The 17,224-nt window shown below is 53.6% G+C and carries 10 protein-coding genes; all 10 read left to right on the top strand.

The genetic code is table 11. The features are described from left to right. Positions 1-12 precede the first annotated feature (12 nt). The 10 genes from H8E27_11485 (at position 13) to H8E27_11440 (ending at position 17,133) form a co-directional block, all read left to right on the top strand. Positions 13-1,299: a DUF1552 domain-containing protein gene (locus H8E27_11485; protein ID MBC8326234.1), complete on the top strand. Its 1,287-nt coding sequence runs from the start codon at positions 13-15 to the stop codon at positions 1,297-1,299. A 245-nt stretch (positions 1,300-1,544) separates the two neighbouring features. Then, positions 1,545-4,097 (top strand): DUF1592 domain-containing protein, encoded by a 2,553-nt coding sequence (locus tag H8E27_11480; GenBank protein ID MBC8326233.1) that lies wholly within the window; start codon positions 1,545-1,547, stop codon positions 4,095-4,097. A gap of 35 nt (positions 4,098-4,132) precedes the next feature. Further along, positions 4,133-5,461, top strand: coding sequence for a hypothetical protein (locus H8E27_11475; GenBank protein ID MBC8326232.1), 1,329 nt, complete (start codon positions 4,133-4,135; stop codon positions 5,459-5,461). Between the two features lie 63 nt (positions 5,462-5,524). Continuing rightward, positions 5,525-6,256 (top strand): hypothetical protein, encoded by a 732-nt coding sequence (locus H8E27_11470; protein MBC8326231.1) that lies wholly within the window; start codon positions 5,525-5,527, stop codon positions 6,254-6,256. A gap of 79 nt (positions 6,257-6,335) precedes the next feature. Beyond that, positions 6,336-7,604, top strand: coding sequence for a sulfatase (locus H8E27_11465; protein ID MBC8326230.1), 1,269 nt, complete (start codon positions 6,336-6,338; stop codon positions 7,602-7,604). Positions 7,605-7,678: 74 nt separating this feature from the next. Further along, complete coding sequence (locus tag H8E27_11460; GenBank protein ID MBC8326229.1) at positions 7,679-8,953, top strand: sulfatase-like hydrolase/transferase; 1,275 nt, start codon at positions 7,679-7,681, stop codon at positions 8,951-8,953. Continuing rightward, on the top strand, positions 8,950-11,559 hold the full coding sequence (locus H8E27_11455) for a c-type cytochrome (protein ID MBC8326228.1): 2,610 nt from the start codon (positions 8,950-8,952) through the stop codon (positions 11,557-11,559). Before H8E27_11460 ends, H8E27_11455 begins: the two co-directional genes overlap by 4 nt. A gap of 102 nt (positions 11,560-11,661) precedes the next feature. Continuing rightward, positions 11,662-12,336, top strand: a complete 675-nt coding sequence (locus H8E27_11450) for a hypothetical protein (GenBank protein MBC8326227.1) — start codon at positions 11,662-11,664, stop codon at positions 12,334-12,336. Between the two features lie 37 nt (positions 12,337-12,373). After that, positions 12,374-13,666 carry a DUF1552 domain-containing protein gene (locus tag H8E27_11445; GenBank protein ID MBC8326226.1) on the top strand — a complete coding sequence of 431 codons (1,293 nt, stop codon included), beginning with the start codon at positions 12,374-12,376 and terminating at the stop codon, positions 13,664-13,666. Further along, positions 13,663-17,133, top strand: a complete 3,471-nt coding sequence (locus H8E27_11440; protein MBC8326225.1) for a DUF1592 domain-containing protein — start codon at positions 13,663-13,665, stop codon at positions 17,131-17,133. The genes H8E27_11445 and H8E27_11440 overlap by 4 nt, the downstream gene beginning before the upstream one ends. Positions 17,134-17,224 lie beyond the last annotated feature (91 nt).

Raw genomic sequence — 17,224 nt, 5'->3', positions numbered from 1 at the left:
GAATTTCCGAATATGAACGCCTCATTCAATCGTCGTCACTTTCTACGTGGAGCCGGAGCGTTCATCGCGCTGCCGGCATTGGAGTCCATCGGCTTTCGTCGCCTTGCCTCGGCCGCTGCGGCAACGCCTCCCAAGAGAATGATCTTCATGGGCATTGGCTACGGCGTCACCTCGGAGACTTGGTTTCCCGACATCAATGACAAGGGATCGGGCTATACACTGCCCTTGGGGCTAAAGCCTTTGGCTCGTCACAAGAAGGACCTTACGATTGTCCAGGGCTGCAAACATCAATTCAGCCGTCAGGCGCACTGGGGAAGCACGTATTGGCTGACGGGCGCGAATCAATACGGCACCCCGGGGCAGTCCTTTTCCAACACCATCTCCGCCGATCAGGTTGCCGCCGCGCAGTTTGGCGAGCACACCCGCTACACCTCCATCCAACTGGCTAGTGACGCCAACGACAGGAATGGGCATGGTCCTGGGAATTCGCTGGCATGGGACCAACGTGGAAAACCGCTTTCGGCGTGGAATTCCCCGATGGAAACCTACCTCAAGCTCTTTGCGGCAGATGACATCCCCCTTGCTCAGCGTCGGGCAATGTTGACGGAGGAACGCAGTGTCCTGGATTCCGTGATGATCGAGGCAAAGGACATGCAGAAGGGTTTGACGAAGAGTGATACCGACAAGCTGGACGAGTACTTTCAAAGCATCCGCGACATCGAAACCCGGTTGAGCAAATCGGAAAAATGGATGGACGTGCCCAAATCAAAGTCTCCTCTGGAGGAACCGGATGCCGCGTTGGTAGGGCGCAGCGAAATCGAGATGATGTACAAGCTCATGGTGGCGGCAATCCAGACGGATAACACTCGGGTCATTACCTATCGCGAACCCGGGTCACGCCTGCTGTCCAGTATCGGTGCCGGCGGAAATCCTCATAATGTGAGTCATTATCGTCCAGGAGGCGAAACGGAAGTGTCTTCCAAATTAAGGGACAAGGCACATAGCGAACTGTTGGCCGGTTTAATCGATCAGTTAAAAGCCACCAAGGAAGCCGATGGCAGCAGTCTGTTTGATCACGTTGCGATGGCCTTTGGTTCCAACATTCGTTCGATTCATTATCTCAACAATCCACCCACCTTGATCTCCGGTGGCGGTGCCAATCTCAAACTGGGGCAGAACCTCGTGCTCAATGAAGGCACACCGCTGAACAATGTCTGGCTGACTATGTTGCAGGGTGTCGGTGTTGACGTGGATCGGCACGGCGACAGCACGGGTGTGGTGTCGCAGTTGCAGGCGTAATCAATAATCCCTTACGATCTATGAAACCTACACGCCTTACCCTTGGCACGATGTTTGCGGTGTACTTCGTCACCTTGCTGACCGGTTGCGGGGAGGAAAACAAAGGCAACCACCCGCAAGGTGTCCCCAGTGACGATTCGCAAGGAACTTCCAATGCGGACGAAGCCCAGATGGCAACTGCTTCCGTCGCCAAACCAAGAGTCGTATTCCCCGAAAAGCACGCGGCCTTTCTGGATGCCTATTGCATGGATTGTCACGATGCCGATACCGAGAAGGGCAGCGTCAATCTCGAAGGCCTTTCATTTGATATTGAAACGATCGAGCAGGCGGAGACCTGGCAGAAAGTCCTCAATGCCCTGAACTCCGGGGAGATGCCGCCGAAAAAGAAGAAGCAGCCCGAACAAGCGGAGAAGGCGGATTTCCTGGATGACCTGGCGCTCACGATGGTGACCGCCCGCAAGGCGCTCGGTGATTCGGGTGGCAAGATCACCATGCGGCGGCTCAACAAGCGCGACTACCAGAACACTATCGAGAGCTTGCTGGGTGTGCGACTCGGTAAGGAACTCCTTCCCGATGATGGAAGTTCCGGGGACTTCGATACGGTCGGATCTTCACTTTTTATTTCCAGTGACAAGTTCGAGCAGTATCTGAAACTCGGACGCCACGCCATCGATGAGTTCTATGAACGAAGAGCTGCTCGAGGTGCCAAGCCTTTTGTCTATCGCGTGGAACCGGAAAAAACGCTCAATGTCGCTTTGAGACAGGGAGTCAAACGAAATGACGACTACCTGAAACGCTATGCGGCACTGGATGCGGAAATGGACAAGGCGCTCGCTCGACCAGAGAACAAAGGCTTCGAAGCACGGTTGGGCACCAAGGGTAACCGCGGGCAGCTTTACCGTGCAATTGGTCCTCACCTTAAGAAGCTGAAAGGAGCGCCCAACCCGAGGGACCATGGGTTCCCGAATTTTGGCCATGCCGCGAAGTTCTTTCCCAAGTATGCTTCCTACAGTAAGCACTACGCCGACCTTCCCTACAATGATACAGGGACCTGGATTCAGTTGACGGCCGGTTCCACCATGGTCGTCCTAAACCCGCCCAACGACATGCCCGTCGGAACCTACACGGTGCGAATCAAGGCGGGGGTCACCCACGAGGCGCCGGCGTTTCGTCACTTCCTCGAACTGGGTCACCCCGAAACGGTTTCCAGAGGGCTACTGGATGGCTTCCCCCTGAAGGCGCTGCACGTGACCGGCAGACCGGCCGAGCCAAAACTGATCGAAACCCAGGTGACGGTGAACAAGGATACGAAACGGCAGTTTGCGATTAGAGAACGTCAGCCTGCGTGGGGCCCCTTACTCAAGAAATTCTTCAACCCCTTGATGAATGAAAATGGTTATGGCCATGCCCCCTCAATCTGGGTCGACTGGGTTGAGATCGAAGGCCCGTTGCCACAGGGACAACCTAGTCCGCTTGAGGCGATCTTTGACGCCAACCCTGCCGGAGGATCTCCGTCGGAGTTGAATCGGGCCAGGAACATCCTTCACCAGTTCGCGGTCAAAGCATTTCGAGAAAGCCGACCCACGCCCGAATTCATCGACTCCCTCGTCGAAGTCTACAAAAACCGATTGGTGATTGATCAAAAGTTCGACATCGCGATTCGCACCCCGCTCAGCATGATCCTGGCGTCTCCCCGGTTTCTCTTCATGAAAGAGTCCGGTCAGGACGGTGTGCCTCGTGCCCTGGATGATCTCGAACTGGCAGTGCGACTGTCGTATTTCCTATGGAGTTCTCCGCCCGATTCCCAGCTATTGGAGTTGGCGAAAGCGAGGCAGCTGCGTGACCCTGCTGTCTTACGTGCTCAAGTGGATCGTTTGATTCGAGACCCGAGAGCGCACCACTTCGTTTCTGGTCTCGCTCATCAGTGGCTGGACATGAAGCGATTGGATTTCTTCCAATTCGATGTTGCCCGACATCGCGAATTCGATGAAAGCACGCGAGCGGCAGCGCGGGAAGAAGTTTACCAATCGATCCTCCACTTGTTGCGGTCGAAGGATCAGGGACAAGTACAGAACCTTCTCAAGAGCGACTACGTCGTCGTCAATGGTCTCATGGCCGCTCACTACGGACTAAACGGCGTGGTTGGCGATCACTACCGCAAAGTCAGCCTTCCGGAAAATTCGCCGCGCGGTGGACTTCTGGGAATGGCTGCGATCCATGCCATGGGCAGCGACGGCATCCAAAGCAGCCCGGTTGAGCGCGGGTCCTGGGTGCTGCGCCACCTTATGCACTCGCCGCCTCCCCCGGCACCGGCCAATGTGCCGCAGCTTTCGCGCCTCGACGACAAGCCCCTCACCAAGCGGCAGAAACTCGCCGCCCACATGGAGGAAGCTCAGTGCGCCAGCTGCCATCGCAAGATCGATCCCATCGGCTTTGGCCTGGAAAACTTCGATGCCGCCGGCAAATGGCGCAGCAAGGAATACCGATACACTAAGAACAGAAAAGGCAATATGGTGCCCAGTAGAACCGGCACCCCCATCGACACCTCTGGCGCGTTCCACGACGGCCCGGCATTTGCCGACTTCATTGAACTGCGTGAGTTGATTGCCACCAAACATCAGGAGGAATTCGCCCATGGCTTCACGGAAGCCCTGATCGAGTACGGTCTCGGTCGCCCGTTCGGCTTCACCGATGAAGACCTTGCGCTGGGCATCATGAGCTCAGCCAAAAACAAGAACTACGCCCTGCGTGAATTCGTCCACGCCCTCGTGCAAGCCAAGCAGTTTCAATCGAAGTAATATCTGATCCTAATCATCGCCAAAAAATCAATTTTATGAAAACCAATCTGACACTCATCCTTGTTGCTTTCTGCCTGATCATTGGTAGCGTATCGTACGCCACCGAGGATGTCCCAGCCCCCTCGAAGCCACCCAAGGCCTACGTCGGCAAGATGCCGGACAACGACAAGCTCAAGGTGCTGGTGGAGCACAAGGCGATCGCCACATTCCAGGACGTGAAGTTTCACACGTGCAGGGGCTCGACGGGGAGTTGCCCGGATCGTTGTGGGAGCTCGGGGGAATACGCGAACTTCGAAATAACCGACTACCTGCACTACCAGAAGATAGGGAAGGGCGATAAGCAACGGACATACTCGGTTCATGTCACTGATTTCCACCGCAAACCCATAGGCGACTTGGTGCTCGGTGCGTATATCAAAACGCTTAAGACCGGCGACCAGGTCGTCATCGAGTGGAAGCATCTGTATGGCGCGGTGGCGCCGGGCGTGAGTGGCCCGGTGCGGTCACTGCTTCTGTTAAAGAAAATCGACAAGGCCGAGGCAACGCGACTGATTGAAGCCAAGGCGATTGCCCAGCGCACTGAGGAGGATCGGCGCAAGCGTGGGCTGCACCTGACGCAGGGGGCATTCCTCAAACGGCTACGCACCTTGGACCCCAAGCAGTTCTCCAAGACGAAGGCGAAGGAATTTGCCAAGCTGACCCAATTGCGCCTGAATGATCTGACCCTGACCGACGATGACTTTCTCTGCCTGGTGAAATGGATGCCGGCCCTGGAAAACCTCCATCTGTGGTCATGTGATTTCCCGAAACCATCGCTTGAGCACCTAACCGGGTTGAAGGACCTGACGAAGCTATCCCTGCAGTTCTGCAGTCTTGGCAACGAGTCCATGGGAACCCTGTCAAAACTCAAAGCCCTTACATCTCTGAACCTGATGGGCAACTCAAACGGATTTACGGATGAGGGACTAGAAGCCTTGGCCCGACTGGAGCATCTGGAGCACCTGGATTTGGAAGGGATCAGTCTGATCAAAGGGCCCGGTCTTCAGCACCTGGTAAAGCTAAAACATCTGAGCGAACTGGACTTAGGGCAGATTTCGCGGGGAGGCGGAATCAGAGACGAAGGCTTTGACAATCTGGCCAAGATGACCGCCTTGAAGAAACTTAGCCTGCGATATTGTGAGGAATTTTCCCCCGAGAGCCTGGACAAACTTACCGGGCTGAAGAACTTGGAAGTCATTGATTTCTCCGATGCCTTCACCTATCGGGATGACAAAAAAGGGATCCGACCGGCCCTGGCCAGTCTTCAGAAAGCCCTGCCTGACTGCAAACTGCTTGTGTCCAAGAGGTTTGAAAACGAGAAATGACCGACCCTTTTGACTGACCGAGTCCTATTAAACTTTAAAACTAGAATACAATAAGATGAAACCATGAAAACCCACCTGACTATCAGCCTTGTTGTTGTCTGCCTGACCTTTGCCTCGAGCGAAATTGCCGCCCAGGAAAAGAAGGGGGGGATACTACATGGTGTTGTCGAATCCGTCGACGGAAGCACCGTCACTGTAAATTACCGCAGGAAAAGCCGGACCTTCACGCTAGGCGACAAGTTGAAGATCAACTACGTCAGCTTCCTGAAGGCGAAAAAGGAAATCAAACCGGGCTTCTTCGTTCGCGCACACGTCGATGACAAGGGGCGCTGCAATCAACTCTGGGTCACGCTTCCGATCCCGAAGGAAAAGCTCAAACCCAGCGCTGAGATGCTCAAGATGACGGCCGCTGAGTTGCACAAGATGGCTGACACCAATAGCGACGGCGAGGTTTCCTATGTCGAATACGCCACCGCCATTTACCGTTCCCCCAAACATGGTCCGATTGGGTTTGGAAAATCCGACAGGAACAAATCAGGAACTCTGAATCTCAAGGAATTCGAATCCAGGCTCAAAGGCATCAAGTGGTATCGCATCTCCCGCAAAACTCCCGCCCAGTGGCACGCCGAATTTGATGCCAATTCCGATGGCGCTCTCAACAAGCAGGAGTTCGTTGCATTCCTAGGTTCCTCCGCTCACATCGACACCTTCCTCAAGAGAGCAGACAAGGACAAATCCGGTGGCATCTCCGTGGAGGAGTTAGCCGGCTTCATCAAAACCATCCTGGAAGAATAGCCATCCAGCAATCCCCTGCAAAATGAACCGACCTAGACGCAGCGGAATTGGACCCTTTAAACATACCCAGAGAAATCTCATGAAAACCTTCACATATCTTATTCTATTCGCCTTGCTGTTTCCGGTGTCGCTCTTGGCCGAGCGACCGAACGTCATTCTCATCATCAGCGATGATCATGCCTGGACCGACTACGGATTCCTGGGCAATGAAAAGATTCGATCCCCCCATATCGACCAACTCGCCGCGGAAGGTCTGACCTTCACCCGTGGCTACGTCACCACTGCGCTCTGCAGTCCGTCCCTGGCCACCATGTTGACGGGGCTATACACCCATCAGCACGGCATCACCGGCAACGATCCCGTCAAAGGAAAGGATCGCGACGTCTGGCTCGATCGTTTCTTCGAGAACCCCATGTTGCCGAAGTTGTTGGCCGATGCCGGTTACAACACCATGCATACCGGAAAATATTGGATGGGGAAACCTGCTGCCGCTGGCTTTACCCACGACAACGGAGAAACGGGCCGACACGGCGGAAAGTCCCTCGACATAGGCCGCAAAACCATGAAGCCCATCTACGACTTCATGGATCAATCGATCGAGAACAAGAAGCCCTTCTTCGTCTGGTACGCGCCGTTTCTGCCGCATACGCCCCACAACCCACCGCAGCGTCTTCTGGAAAAATACGCCGACGTTCAACCGATCAAGAAGGCCAAGTACTACGCCATGGTGGAATGGCTCGACGAAACCTGCGGCGACCTGATGAAAAACCTCAAAGACAAGGGTGTCGACGACAACACCCTAGTGCTCTACCTAGCCGACAATGGCTGGAATGAGTTCGGCAAGGCGTCCCCCTACGAAAACGGTATCCGGACTCCGATCATCGCCCGCTGGCCCGCCAGGATCAAAGCGCACAAAGAGGAGATGAAGCTGGCTAGCAACATCGACGTGGTTCCGACGATTCTCACTGCCTGCGGAGTCAAGGTCCCCAAGGCAATGCCCGGAATCAACCTGCTTGATAATAAGGCCGTTTCCGACCGAACAGCCATCTTCTTTAACAACTTCTCCCACAACATGATTTCGGCTCACGAGCCTGGTAAAAGTTTGTGGACCCGCTCCGTCATCCAGGGAAAATGGAAGCTCATCACCTACCAGGATCCCCTGCCGAAGGAGAGACCAAACGCGGGCGGTCACAACCGAAAGTACCCCGATCAGAATCAGGAGTTGTTTGACCTGTTGGCGGATCCTCACGAGACTAAGGATCTGTCCACGGAGCATGCAGCAGTGGTTTCCGAGCTGCAGGCCAGGATGAACGGTTGGTGGGATCCGAACAAAGTGGAGAATAAATGATTAAAAAACTCTCTTGCCTATTAGCCACCCTGTTTGGGGTTACTACAGCCCTTCAGGCTGATTCACCAAATATCATTCTGATTCTGACCGATGACCAGGGTTGGAGTCAGCGGTCGGGTTTGATGGATCCAGACAATCCACAGACCGGGTCCAGCTATCTTCATACTCCGGCGATGGATCGGATAGCGAAAGAGGGAATGCGTTTTACTGGGGGCTATTCACCCGCTCCGCTTTGCACCCCGACCCGGCGCAGCATCCTCTGCGGGACGAGTGCCGCTCGTTCTGGAACGGAATTCGCCAGCAAGTGGGTGCCGACTGATCATATGACGCTGCCACGAGCACTAAAACTGGCGAATCCTAAATATCAGTGTGCCCATTTCGGAAAGTGGGGAGAGAAGATGATCTCTTCTCCGGAGGAGTGCGGCTACGACGTGAGCGACGGGCACACCGGAAATGTCACAGGAGGTATGGCAGACAAGATGCAGCCAGCCCACATCGTCGAAGATCCCAAACGGACTGGCTCAGTCACGGATCGGTCGATCGAATTCATCCGCAAACAAATCAAAGTCGGCAAACCCTTTTATGCGCAGGTCAGCTACTATGCCGTGCACTTGCGCACGGAATTGCAGCAAGCCTCATTGGAAAAGTATAAAAAAAAGGGCGCTCCTGATCGGGCTTATTCACAAGGTTGGGCCGGCATGCTTGAGGAGCTGGACAGGGGCATCGGCAGGCTCCTCGACGAATTGGATACTTTGGGAATATCTGACAATACCTATGTGGTTTTCACGACGGACAACGGCGGCCGCGGCACCGTCCCCGGTGGAAATACAAAGAGCCATGCGCCGAACGTTCCCTTGTCCGGGGCCAAGCATTCCCTGCTCGAAGGGGGCATTCGCGTACCTTTAATAGTTCGAGGCCCTTCGATTAAAGCGGGATCGGTTTGCCGAGTCCCAGTGGCAGGCTACGACTTTCTACCTACCTTTTATGCATTGGCAGGAGGGAAAGGTGATCTCTCCGAAGAACTCGATGGCGGAAGCTTTGTCCCTCTTTTTTCTGATCCGGAAACCGATTCGGTGAAACGCCCGATTGATGGCCTGATTTTCTCTCGGCCTCGGCAGCGAATGGCGGCTATTCGGGCCGGTAAATGGAAGCTGCTGGCAGAGGTGAATGCTAAGCGTGAAATTCAATCGTCCAAACTCTTCAATGTAGTTGAAGACATCGCCGAAAAGAATGATCTATTCACGACACAGGCTGACAAAGCCAAGCAACTACAAGCACGCCTTAAAACTTATCTCGAAACCGTGGTTGATCCATCTCCGACAGCGAAGCAGAGAAAGAATGCAAAATGATAAACTCACGAACTCTCATCAAATTCTTACTTTCAGTTTTCTGGCTTCTCTTTGCGGTATCTCCAGACTTCGCCATTTCCGCGGATGCCAAGCGCAGTGCGACTTCCCCGGAGCAGATTCGTTTGCCCGACGGATTCAAAATCGAGCTATTGTATTCCGTGCCACGAGAGGACCAGGGATCGTGGGTCGCCATGTGTCAGGACGACAAAGGTCGTTTGATCGTTAGTGACCAACATGGCGGGCTTTATCGCTTTCCGATTCCCAAGTTGGGCGAACGCGTTGATCCCGCAAGTATCCAGCCCATCACCTATTCGATTGTCGGAGCCAAGGCCCGGAAAAGTATCACTGGAACGGACCCCAAGCCTCTGACGGGAGAACTCGCTAAGCTTCCGAAGATCGGCCATGCACAAGGTATCTGTTATGCTTTCGACAGTCTCTATGTGGTGGTCAGTTCGCGCAGTAGCACCATGGGGTGTGGCGTTTATCGTCTTCTTGATACGGATGGTGACGACAACTTTGACAAGCTCGTTAAGCTTAAGTCCCTCGGTGATACGGCCGGTGAGCATGGTCCACATGCCATCATACCTGCCCCTGACGGCAAACACCTCTACGTCATCATTGGAAACCAAACCAAGGTTCCGGTAGATTACACTCATTCACGTGTTCCTGAAGTGTGGGGAGAAGATCAACTTCTGCCCTCTCTGCAACATTTCATGAAAGGTGCCGAGGCTCCGCTAGGACATATTGCCCAAATCGATCCCGAGGGAAAAACTTGGGAGATTGTCGCCACCGGCTTCCGTAACCAGTACGACGCTGCCTTCAATCGCGAAGGCGAACTGTTCACCTATGACGCCGACATGGAATGGGATCTCAATACGCCGTGGTACCGCCCAACGCGGATTAATCACGTTATTGACGGCGCTGACTATGGATGGCGGACCGGTTCCGGGAAGTTCATGGATTTCTGCTCAGACACTTTCGGAGCCGTGGTTGACGTTGGCCCAGGGTCACCCACTGGCGTCTGTTTCGGGTATGGCGCGAAATTCCCAGCCAAATACCAGAACGCCTTTTTTGCCTGTGATTGGTCCTACGGAAAACTCTATGCCGTCCACCTGAAACCTAAGGGCTCTACTTATACTGCAACGGTTGAAGAGTTTGCCTCCGCCCAGCCCTTACCGATCACGGACCTGCTCATTAACCCTGATGATGGGGCCATGTACTTTACGGTTGGCGGTCGTCGCGTTCAGTCAGGTCTCTATCGGGTGACCTACATCGGCAACGAATCCACTGCGCCAGCGCGATCTGTCCCAGGCGGCAAATTAGGACGACAGGACCGCCATTCACTTGAGGTCCATCTACAGCGGGATGCAGCTGCTGCAAGCGCGTCCGATCTAGACCATATTTGGGACTCATTGGGCTCAGCCGATCGCGGTATTCGCCATGCAGCCCGGGCGGCGCTGGAGAAACAAACGGTCGGGAAGTGGAGGGGCCGGATCAAAGGTGAGGCGAACCCGGTCACCACTACTGCCGCTTTGATCGCACTCGCACGCGTGGACGCGACGAACTCGGCGGTGGAAATCTTTGAAAAGGCGATGAGTATCAATTACCACCAGACCAGCTCTCACCAGACACGTCTCGATCTGCTGCGCGGCGTTACCCTGGCATTGACTCGCGGCGGGCAACCGAAAGAAAAAGATAGATTAATCCAATGGCTTGGTGGGATCTACCCCGCTCGGACGCCGGAAGAAAACCGGGATCTATCCGCCATCGCAGCATTCTTGAATGCTCCCTTTGCCGTCGAGCGAGGCATGAAGTTGCTTACGAACGCATCCGGCCAGGAGGAGCAGATCGGCTACGCCCTCAATCTCCGCTACCTTCAGGACGGTTGGACTCCTGAACTGCGCGAGACATACTTCCGATGGTTTGTGCTTTCCGGAAACTACAAAGGCGGCGCGCGACTTGCCAATTATCTGGCCGACATAAAGAGGCATGCCACGGAATCCGTGCCTGAGGCAGACCTGACGCCTGCGCTCAAGAAACTGATCCAGACCCAACCCAAGAGCAGTATCCCTCAGTTCACGCTTGAGACCCAATCCTTCGTCAAGAACTGGACGTTGAAGGATTTCGCCGGCGATTTGAATGCTGAAGTAAAATCCCGGCGCGACTTCGCGAATGGTAGAAAAATGGCTCGCGCCGGTGCGTGTTATGTCTGCCATCGCTTTAAGGGGGAAGGGGGCGCGGTCGGCCCTGATCTGTCTGCTGCCGGTGGTAAGTTCAGCGCCTACGACCTGCTTGAAGCCATCATCGATCCCGGCAAGGAGATCAGTGACCAATACGGAGCGACCAATTTTAAAATGAAAGACGGAAGCGTGATCAGTGGGCGCATCATGAATCTCAGTGAGGATCGCTACCAAGTAAATACGGATATGATGAACCCCAGTTCGAATACCCTTGTCGATGTCAATGATCTGGCATCGATCGAACCCTCGCGTATTTCGATGATGCCGGCGGGTCTGATCAATACCATGAGTAAAGATGACGTCTTCGATCTACTGGCATATCTTATTTCTGCCGGGGATCCGAAGCATCCTGCTTTTAAGAAGTGAGGTGGCTCGGCCCTTTACGCACGATCGTAAAGGCAAGAATGCACAGAGATAATCAAATATTTTGTCCAATCCTAATGGGTTTCTAGGACCTGTATTCAAAACATGAACTTAAACAACATCAAATTCTGGTCGCTTACTTTTCTCGTCACGCTTTCGGTGCAACTCCATGCCAAAGAACCCAAGTTTAAGTCCGAGCTATTTAACAACGGAAAGCTGGTCTACTCCGATGATTTTGATGGTGAACTGAACCGGGAACGTTGGGGGCAACCCAAGGGAAAGAGCATCAAGGATGGAAAATTAATCATCGCTCCTCTTTTCAAAACAAAAGAGGAGGCGATCAAGGTTTTGAAGAGGGATCATCATCTCGGGCTCGAGCCAGTCGCTCATATCAACCGAATTCCGGAGAAATTCGTTTGTCATTTACGCTATAAGTTTTCCAAGCCTGAACTTACTCCGGGTCGCCCCTCTTTCCAGATCGGCCATCACATGATTAATCTTGGTATTTCAAAGGATGGGGGTCACAGAGTCAAACTTCCGGATGGGCCATCCTTTTCGGAGCCCGAATCTGAGATGGCGTTAAACAAGTGGATCGATCTGGTGATCGAATACGAATTGGGAAAGATTCGGGTCGTGGTTAACGGCAAGGGTAGAACTTACGAGCATGAAAAGGTCACCATCATAAACCCCAAGGCCAACGGGAAGCACAGATTTACCTTCAAGGGTGGAACTGAGTGTGAAATTATTTTCGACTCGGTCAGGATTTGGGAGTGTAATTAGCAGCAGCTTAATTTGAAAAAAGGTAATGGATCAAACTATGAGCACCAAACTACATCGTCGTCACTTTCTTCGTGGCACTGGAGCCCTTATCGCGTTACCGGCATTGGAATCTATCGGGTTCCGAATGTTTGCCTCGCCTACTCCTAAAGCAACGGATGGTATCCCTAAGCGGGCGGTCTTCATGGGGATGGGTTTTGGAGTCACCAAGGAAACCTGGTATCCGAATTTAAAAGACACCGGAGCGGGCTACAAATTAACCGAAGGATTAGCGCCTTTGGCACAGCACAAAAAAGATTTCACCGTGTTGCAGGGTTGCTCCAACCAGTATAGCAATGAAGCTCACTGGGGTAGTACCTTTTGGTTAACCGGCGCCAACCGTTACTCCGTTCCCGGTCAGAACATGGCCAATAGCATTTCTGTGGACCAAGTGATTGCCCAGAATCTAGGGCGGGATACCCGCTTTGCTTCCATGCAGTTGGATAGTAGTGATGGCAGCGCCTCAGGTCATGGGCCGGGCTTGTCCTTGTCGTGGGATCAACGTGGTAAACCTGTGGCAGGTATGAATGATCCGCTACAAGTTTTTCATAAACTGTTTTCGGCCGATGACCTCCCGTTGGCTCAAAGGCAGGCGGCTATTGCTGAGAAACGTAGTGTGTTGGATGCAGTGTTCACGGAGGCCAAGCGTGTACAGCGCGGGCTTACCAAAACCGACAACGATAAACTCGACGAATATTTCCAGGGTATTCGCGATATCGAAACCCGCCTCGGCAAGGACGAAGACTGGCTCGACGTGCCCAAGGCCAAGGCGCCCATAGCCGAGCCTGCGCCCGGGCTGAAGGGCAGGGACGAAATCGAGATCATGTACAATCTTATCGTGGCCGCCCTGCAAACCGACAGCACACGGGTGTTGACCTACCGCCTGCCCGGTCAGGAATTATTGAAGAGCATGGGCGTTACTCTGAGCGCTCATAACATCAGCCACTATTCTCCCGGCGAACGCATGGAGGCCTCCAAGGCGCGGGACAAGGCGCACGCTGAATTGCTGACCGGCTTGATCGATAAGCTCAAGGCGACCAAGGAAGCTGACGGATCGAGTCTGTTCGATCACACCGCGTTGGCCTTTGGTTCGAATATTAGTTCGATCCATTATCTCGACAACTGTCCCACCATACTCACCGGCGGCGGCGCCAACTTGAAATTAGGCCAACACCTCGCTTTGCCGAAAGACACACCGCTCTGCAACGTGTGGCTGACCCTGCTGCAAGGTTTGGGCATTCAGACTGAGCGCCATGGCGATAGTTCCGGCGTGGTGAAGGAACTGCTGGCGTGAGGAAATTATCTCTTTCAACGGTAACAGCCTTTCTAGGGCTGGTTAGCTTTGCCGGCGCGGCCGATTTGGAGGTGGAGTTGCCGAAGAAGCATTTTGCACTGATCGAATCCTATTGTCTGGATTGTCACGATGGGGAAACGCAAAAAGGGAAGGTCAACCTCGAGGCGTTATCGTTCAAAGTGGGCACCCTTGAGCAGGCGGAGTTGTGGCAGAAAGTGCTCAACGCCATGAATTCGGGTGAGATGCCGCCGGAAAATAAACGGCAACCGAAGAATGAGGAGAAGGCCGATTTCCTGGATGACCTAGCACAAACCATGGTGCTTGCCCGGAGGAAACTCTCTGATTCAGGTGGTAAGATTACCATGCGTAGGTTGAACCGCCGCGAATACCACAACACGATCGAATCGCTTACTGGCGTTAGCTTGAATGTTGAATCGCTACCTTCAGATGAAGGAACCGGCACTTTTGATACGGTGGGGGCTTCCCAGTTTATTTCCTCGGACCAGTTTGAGCAGTATTTGAGACTTGGCCGGACTGCGATTGACGAAGCCTTCGTCCGCCACTCCACTCGTGCAAAGCCCACCAAGGTTTTCCGGGTAGAACTTGAAGAATCCGTAAACCCGAAGAAATTGGAAATCGTTAAAAAATTGGAGGAAACATATCAGAAGAAATGGCTTCCATGGAAAGAAGGGGTCGACAAGGCCGCAAAAGCTCCAGAGAACCAACAGATTGTGGCCGAGCTTCGTAAAAAGCATCCCAATTATGATACCGATCCTGTCCTTAAGTATAAAATGGCTGGTCTTCTGAAAGGAGCCCCCGATCCTCGCGACTATGGCGGCAGCGATCCAATCAATGCCGTAGCCGCCTTGTACAGCCCCTACCGGCGATATCACAGCTACATGAAGCACTACGCCAAGCTTCCTCACAACGATCGGGGAGCCTACCTGCAACTTTCACGGGGGATTCAACGCTTTGACATTCACCCCGATCCGAAAGACGTTCCTTCGGGCACCTACAAGCTCAGGATCCGGGCCGGAGCGGTCAAAGGTTCCGATCCTTCCCGCCATTTCATCGAGATCGGTCATCCCCAAAATCTCAACGGAACCTCACCCGGCTTCACCAAACTGCTCAGCATGCAACAGATATCCGGCACCATTGAGAATCCGGAGATCATTGAGGTCTATGTTGAATTCGGGGAACGCACGCCGCGAGTAATCGGCATCCAGGAACGCCAGCCCAAGTCGGCAAAACTTGTCAGAGAAGAATTCGACCGTCACAAGCAGAAGAACGGGTACGGTACGCCGCCCGCGATTTGGGTCGATTGGATGGAGCTGGAAGGTCCCATCAAGGAGACCGCGGGGCAGACTTTTCGGGTTGAGCCTGAGACCACCGTCAACGTTCAAAGCGCGAAAGCCATGAAGCAAATGGAGGAGACCTACAAGCGCTACCTTGGCTGGAAGGCTGGAGTTGATAAGGCTGCTCTCGCTCCGGAGAATCAGAAAGCCCTCGAGCAGATTCGTAAGAAGCACAATCTTACCGACCTGACTGATAACATCAGACTCTACCAAAACGCCAACCTCCTCAAAGGGGTGCCTGATCCTAAGAAGTTCGGTTTTAAAGATGCCAACGACGCCTCTTTTTCATATCAGGGTGGGTACGGGCGAAAGTATGCCTACCTCAAGCACTATGCAGAACTTCCTTTGAGTGACCGTGGAACTTACCTAAAGCTTGGCTGGGGGATTCAACGGATTGATGTGACTCCGCCCAAAGATAAACTCGTGCCCGGAACCTACAAACTTAGGATTCGGGCTGGTTCAGTGAAAGGTTCCGATCCAAAGAGACATTTTATCCAGATTGGGCACCCGCAACGCCTCAACGGAATTATGGCTGGCTTTGTCGGCAAACCAATCAACGGTCACCAGGTCAATGGCACGACAGAGAATCCGGAAATTATCGAAACTACTGTGAAAATCGGAGCGGACACGCCACGTGAATTCGGTATTCAGGAACGCCAACCTGAGGACAGAAATTTACATCGTAAAGAGTTCTACCGCATCAAGCAGGAAAATGGTTATGGCTACCCTCCTGCGGTTTGGGTCGATTGGATCGAACTGGAAGGTCCCTTGCCAAAAGCAGGCACGAAGGTCGGGCTGGCTCGAATTCTCACCGATAATCTAGTCGGTCCCAAAGAATCCGAATCGGAACGGGCCCGAAAAATCTTGTCGGAGTTTTCCCTGACCGCTTTTCGCCAGGTCAAACCAGCACCCAAATTCATCGATCAACTATTGGCCTTGTTCAAAACCCGCCGAACTGCCGGTGAACCTTTTGAAGTCGCTATTCGCACACCCCTTAGTGTGATTCTTGCCTCTCCCGGTTTCCTTTACTTAAACGAGCCGAATGTTGAGAAGCAACGCCGCACCTTAACTGATCGCGAACTGGCCGTGCGGCTGGCTTATTTCCTCTGGAGCGCCCCGCCTGATGCAGAACTACTTGCCCTCGCTGCAAAGAACGCCCTCCACAAACCTGCAACGCTGCGCCAACAGGTGAGTCGCCTACTGACCGATCCGCGTTCTGATGAATTCGTTTCCGGCTTTGTGCATCAGTGGCTGCACATGGAGCGGTTGGACTTCTTTCAGTTCGATACTAAGCTCCATCGAGAATTCGACGAGAGCGTTCGTGCCTCTGCCCGTAGGGAGGTTTATGAATCCTTCGCCCATCTCTTGCGTGATCCTGACTCTGGTCGCCTTGGTAAACTCCTGAAAAGCGACTACGTTTTTATCAATGGTCTGTTGGCCAACTATTACGGTATCGAAGGAGTCACGGGAGAAGAATTCCGTAAAGTAAAACTGCCGGTGGGTTCTCCTCGCGGTGGGTTGCTCGGTACCGCCGCTATTCACGCTATGGGCAGTGACGGCGTTGAGAGTAGTCCCGTCGAGCGCGGTGCCTGGGTGTTGCGGTATCTATTGAATGATCCGTCGCCTCCTGCGCCGCCCAATGTGCCGCAACTCTCACGTCTAGCCGACAAACCGCTCACCGTCCGCGAAAAGCTGTCAGCCCATCAGGAGGAAGCCCAGTGTGCCAGTTGCCATCGCAAGATTGATCCCATTGGATTTGGCCTTGAGAACTTTGATGCTGCGGGTAAATGGCGGACGACCGGAGTCAATCGGACTAAAGCTGGAAGGAATTGGAAGACAAACAAGACTTGGGAAATCGACGCCTCCGGAGCCTTCCACAAAGGCCCGGCCTTCGCCGATTATTTCGAATTGCGCGATCGAGTTGCTGAACGCGAACCAGATTTTGCTCGCGGCTTCACCGAAGCCCTCATCAGCTATTCCCTTGGTCGTCCCTTCGGTTTCACCGACGAAGATCTCGCCAACGAAATCCTAACCGCCGCCAAAGCCAACCAATACAGCGTCAGCGAATTCATCCAGTCCTTGGTGCTTTCCCAGCCGTTTCGAATGAAATAAATCGGTTCACCGCCTTCAGTTTCTTCACCCACCTCCATCAATCCAGACGAAGGCTTAACGCCGTGAGTTTGAGTGCGAATAAAAGCGGATC

The organism is Limisphaerales bacterium (assembly GCA_014382585.1).
GTDB lineage: Bacteria > Verrucomicrobiota > Verrucomicrobiia > Limisphaerales > UBA1100 > JACNJL01.
The sequence above is the reverse complement of the archived record's forward strand: the minus strand, read 5'-3'. Positions and strand labels throughout refer to the sequence as shown.

Bases quoted from the DNA above. Each gene is read 5' to 3' on its own strand.
- H8E27_11475 (MBC8326232.1), top strand. From the start codon at position 4,133: ATGAAAACCAATCTGACACTCATCCTTGTTGCTTTCTGCCTGATCATT.
- H8E27_11450 (MBC8326227.1), top strand. From the start codon at position 11,662: ATGAACTTAAACAACATCAAATTCTGGTCGCTTACTTTTCTCGTCACG.
- H8E27_11455 (MBC8326228.1), top strand. From the start codon at position 8,950: ATGATAAACTCACGAACTCTCATCAAATTCTTACTTTCAGTTTTCTGG.
- H8E27_11470 (MBC8326231.1), top strand. From the start codon at position 5,525: ATGAAAACCCACCTGACTATCAGCCTTGTTGTTGTCTGCCTGACCTTT.
- H8E27_11465 (MBC8326230.1), top strand. From the start codon at position 6,336: ATGAAAACCTTCACATATCTTATTCTATTCGCCTTGCTGTTTCCGGTG.
- H8E27_11445 (MBC8326226.1), top strand. From the start codon at position 12,374: ATGAGCACCAAACTACATCGTCGTCACTTTCTTCGTGGCACTGGAGCC.
- H8E27_11485 (MBC8326234.1), top strand. From the start codon at position 13: ATGAACGCCTCATTCAATCGTCGTCACTTTCTACGTGGAGCCGGAGCG.
- H8E27_11480 (MBC8326233.1), top strand. From the start codon at position 1,545: ATGGATTGTCACGATGCCGATACCGAGAAGGGCAGCGTCAATCTCGAA.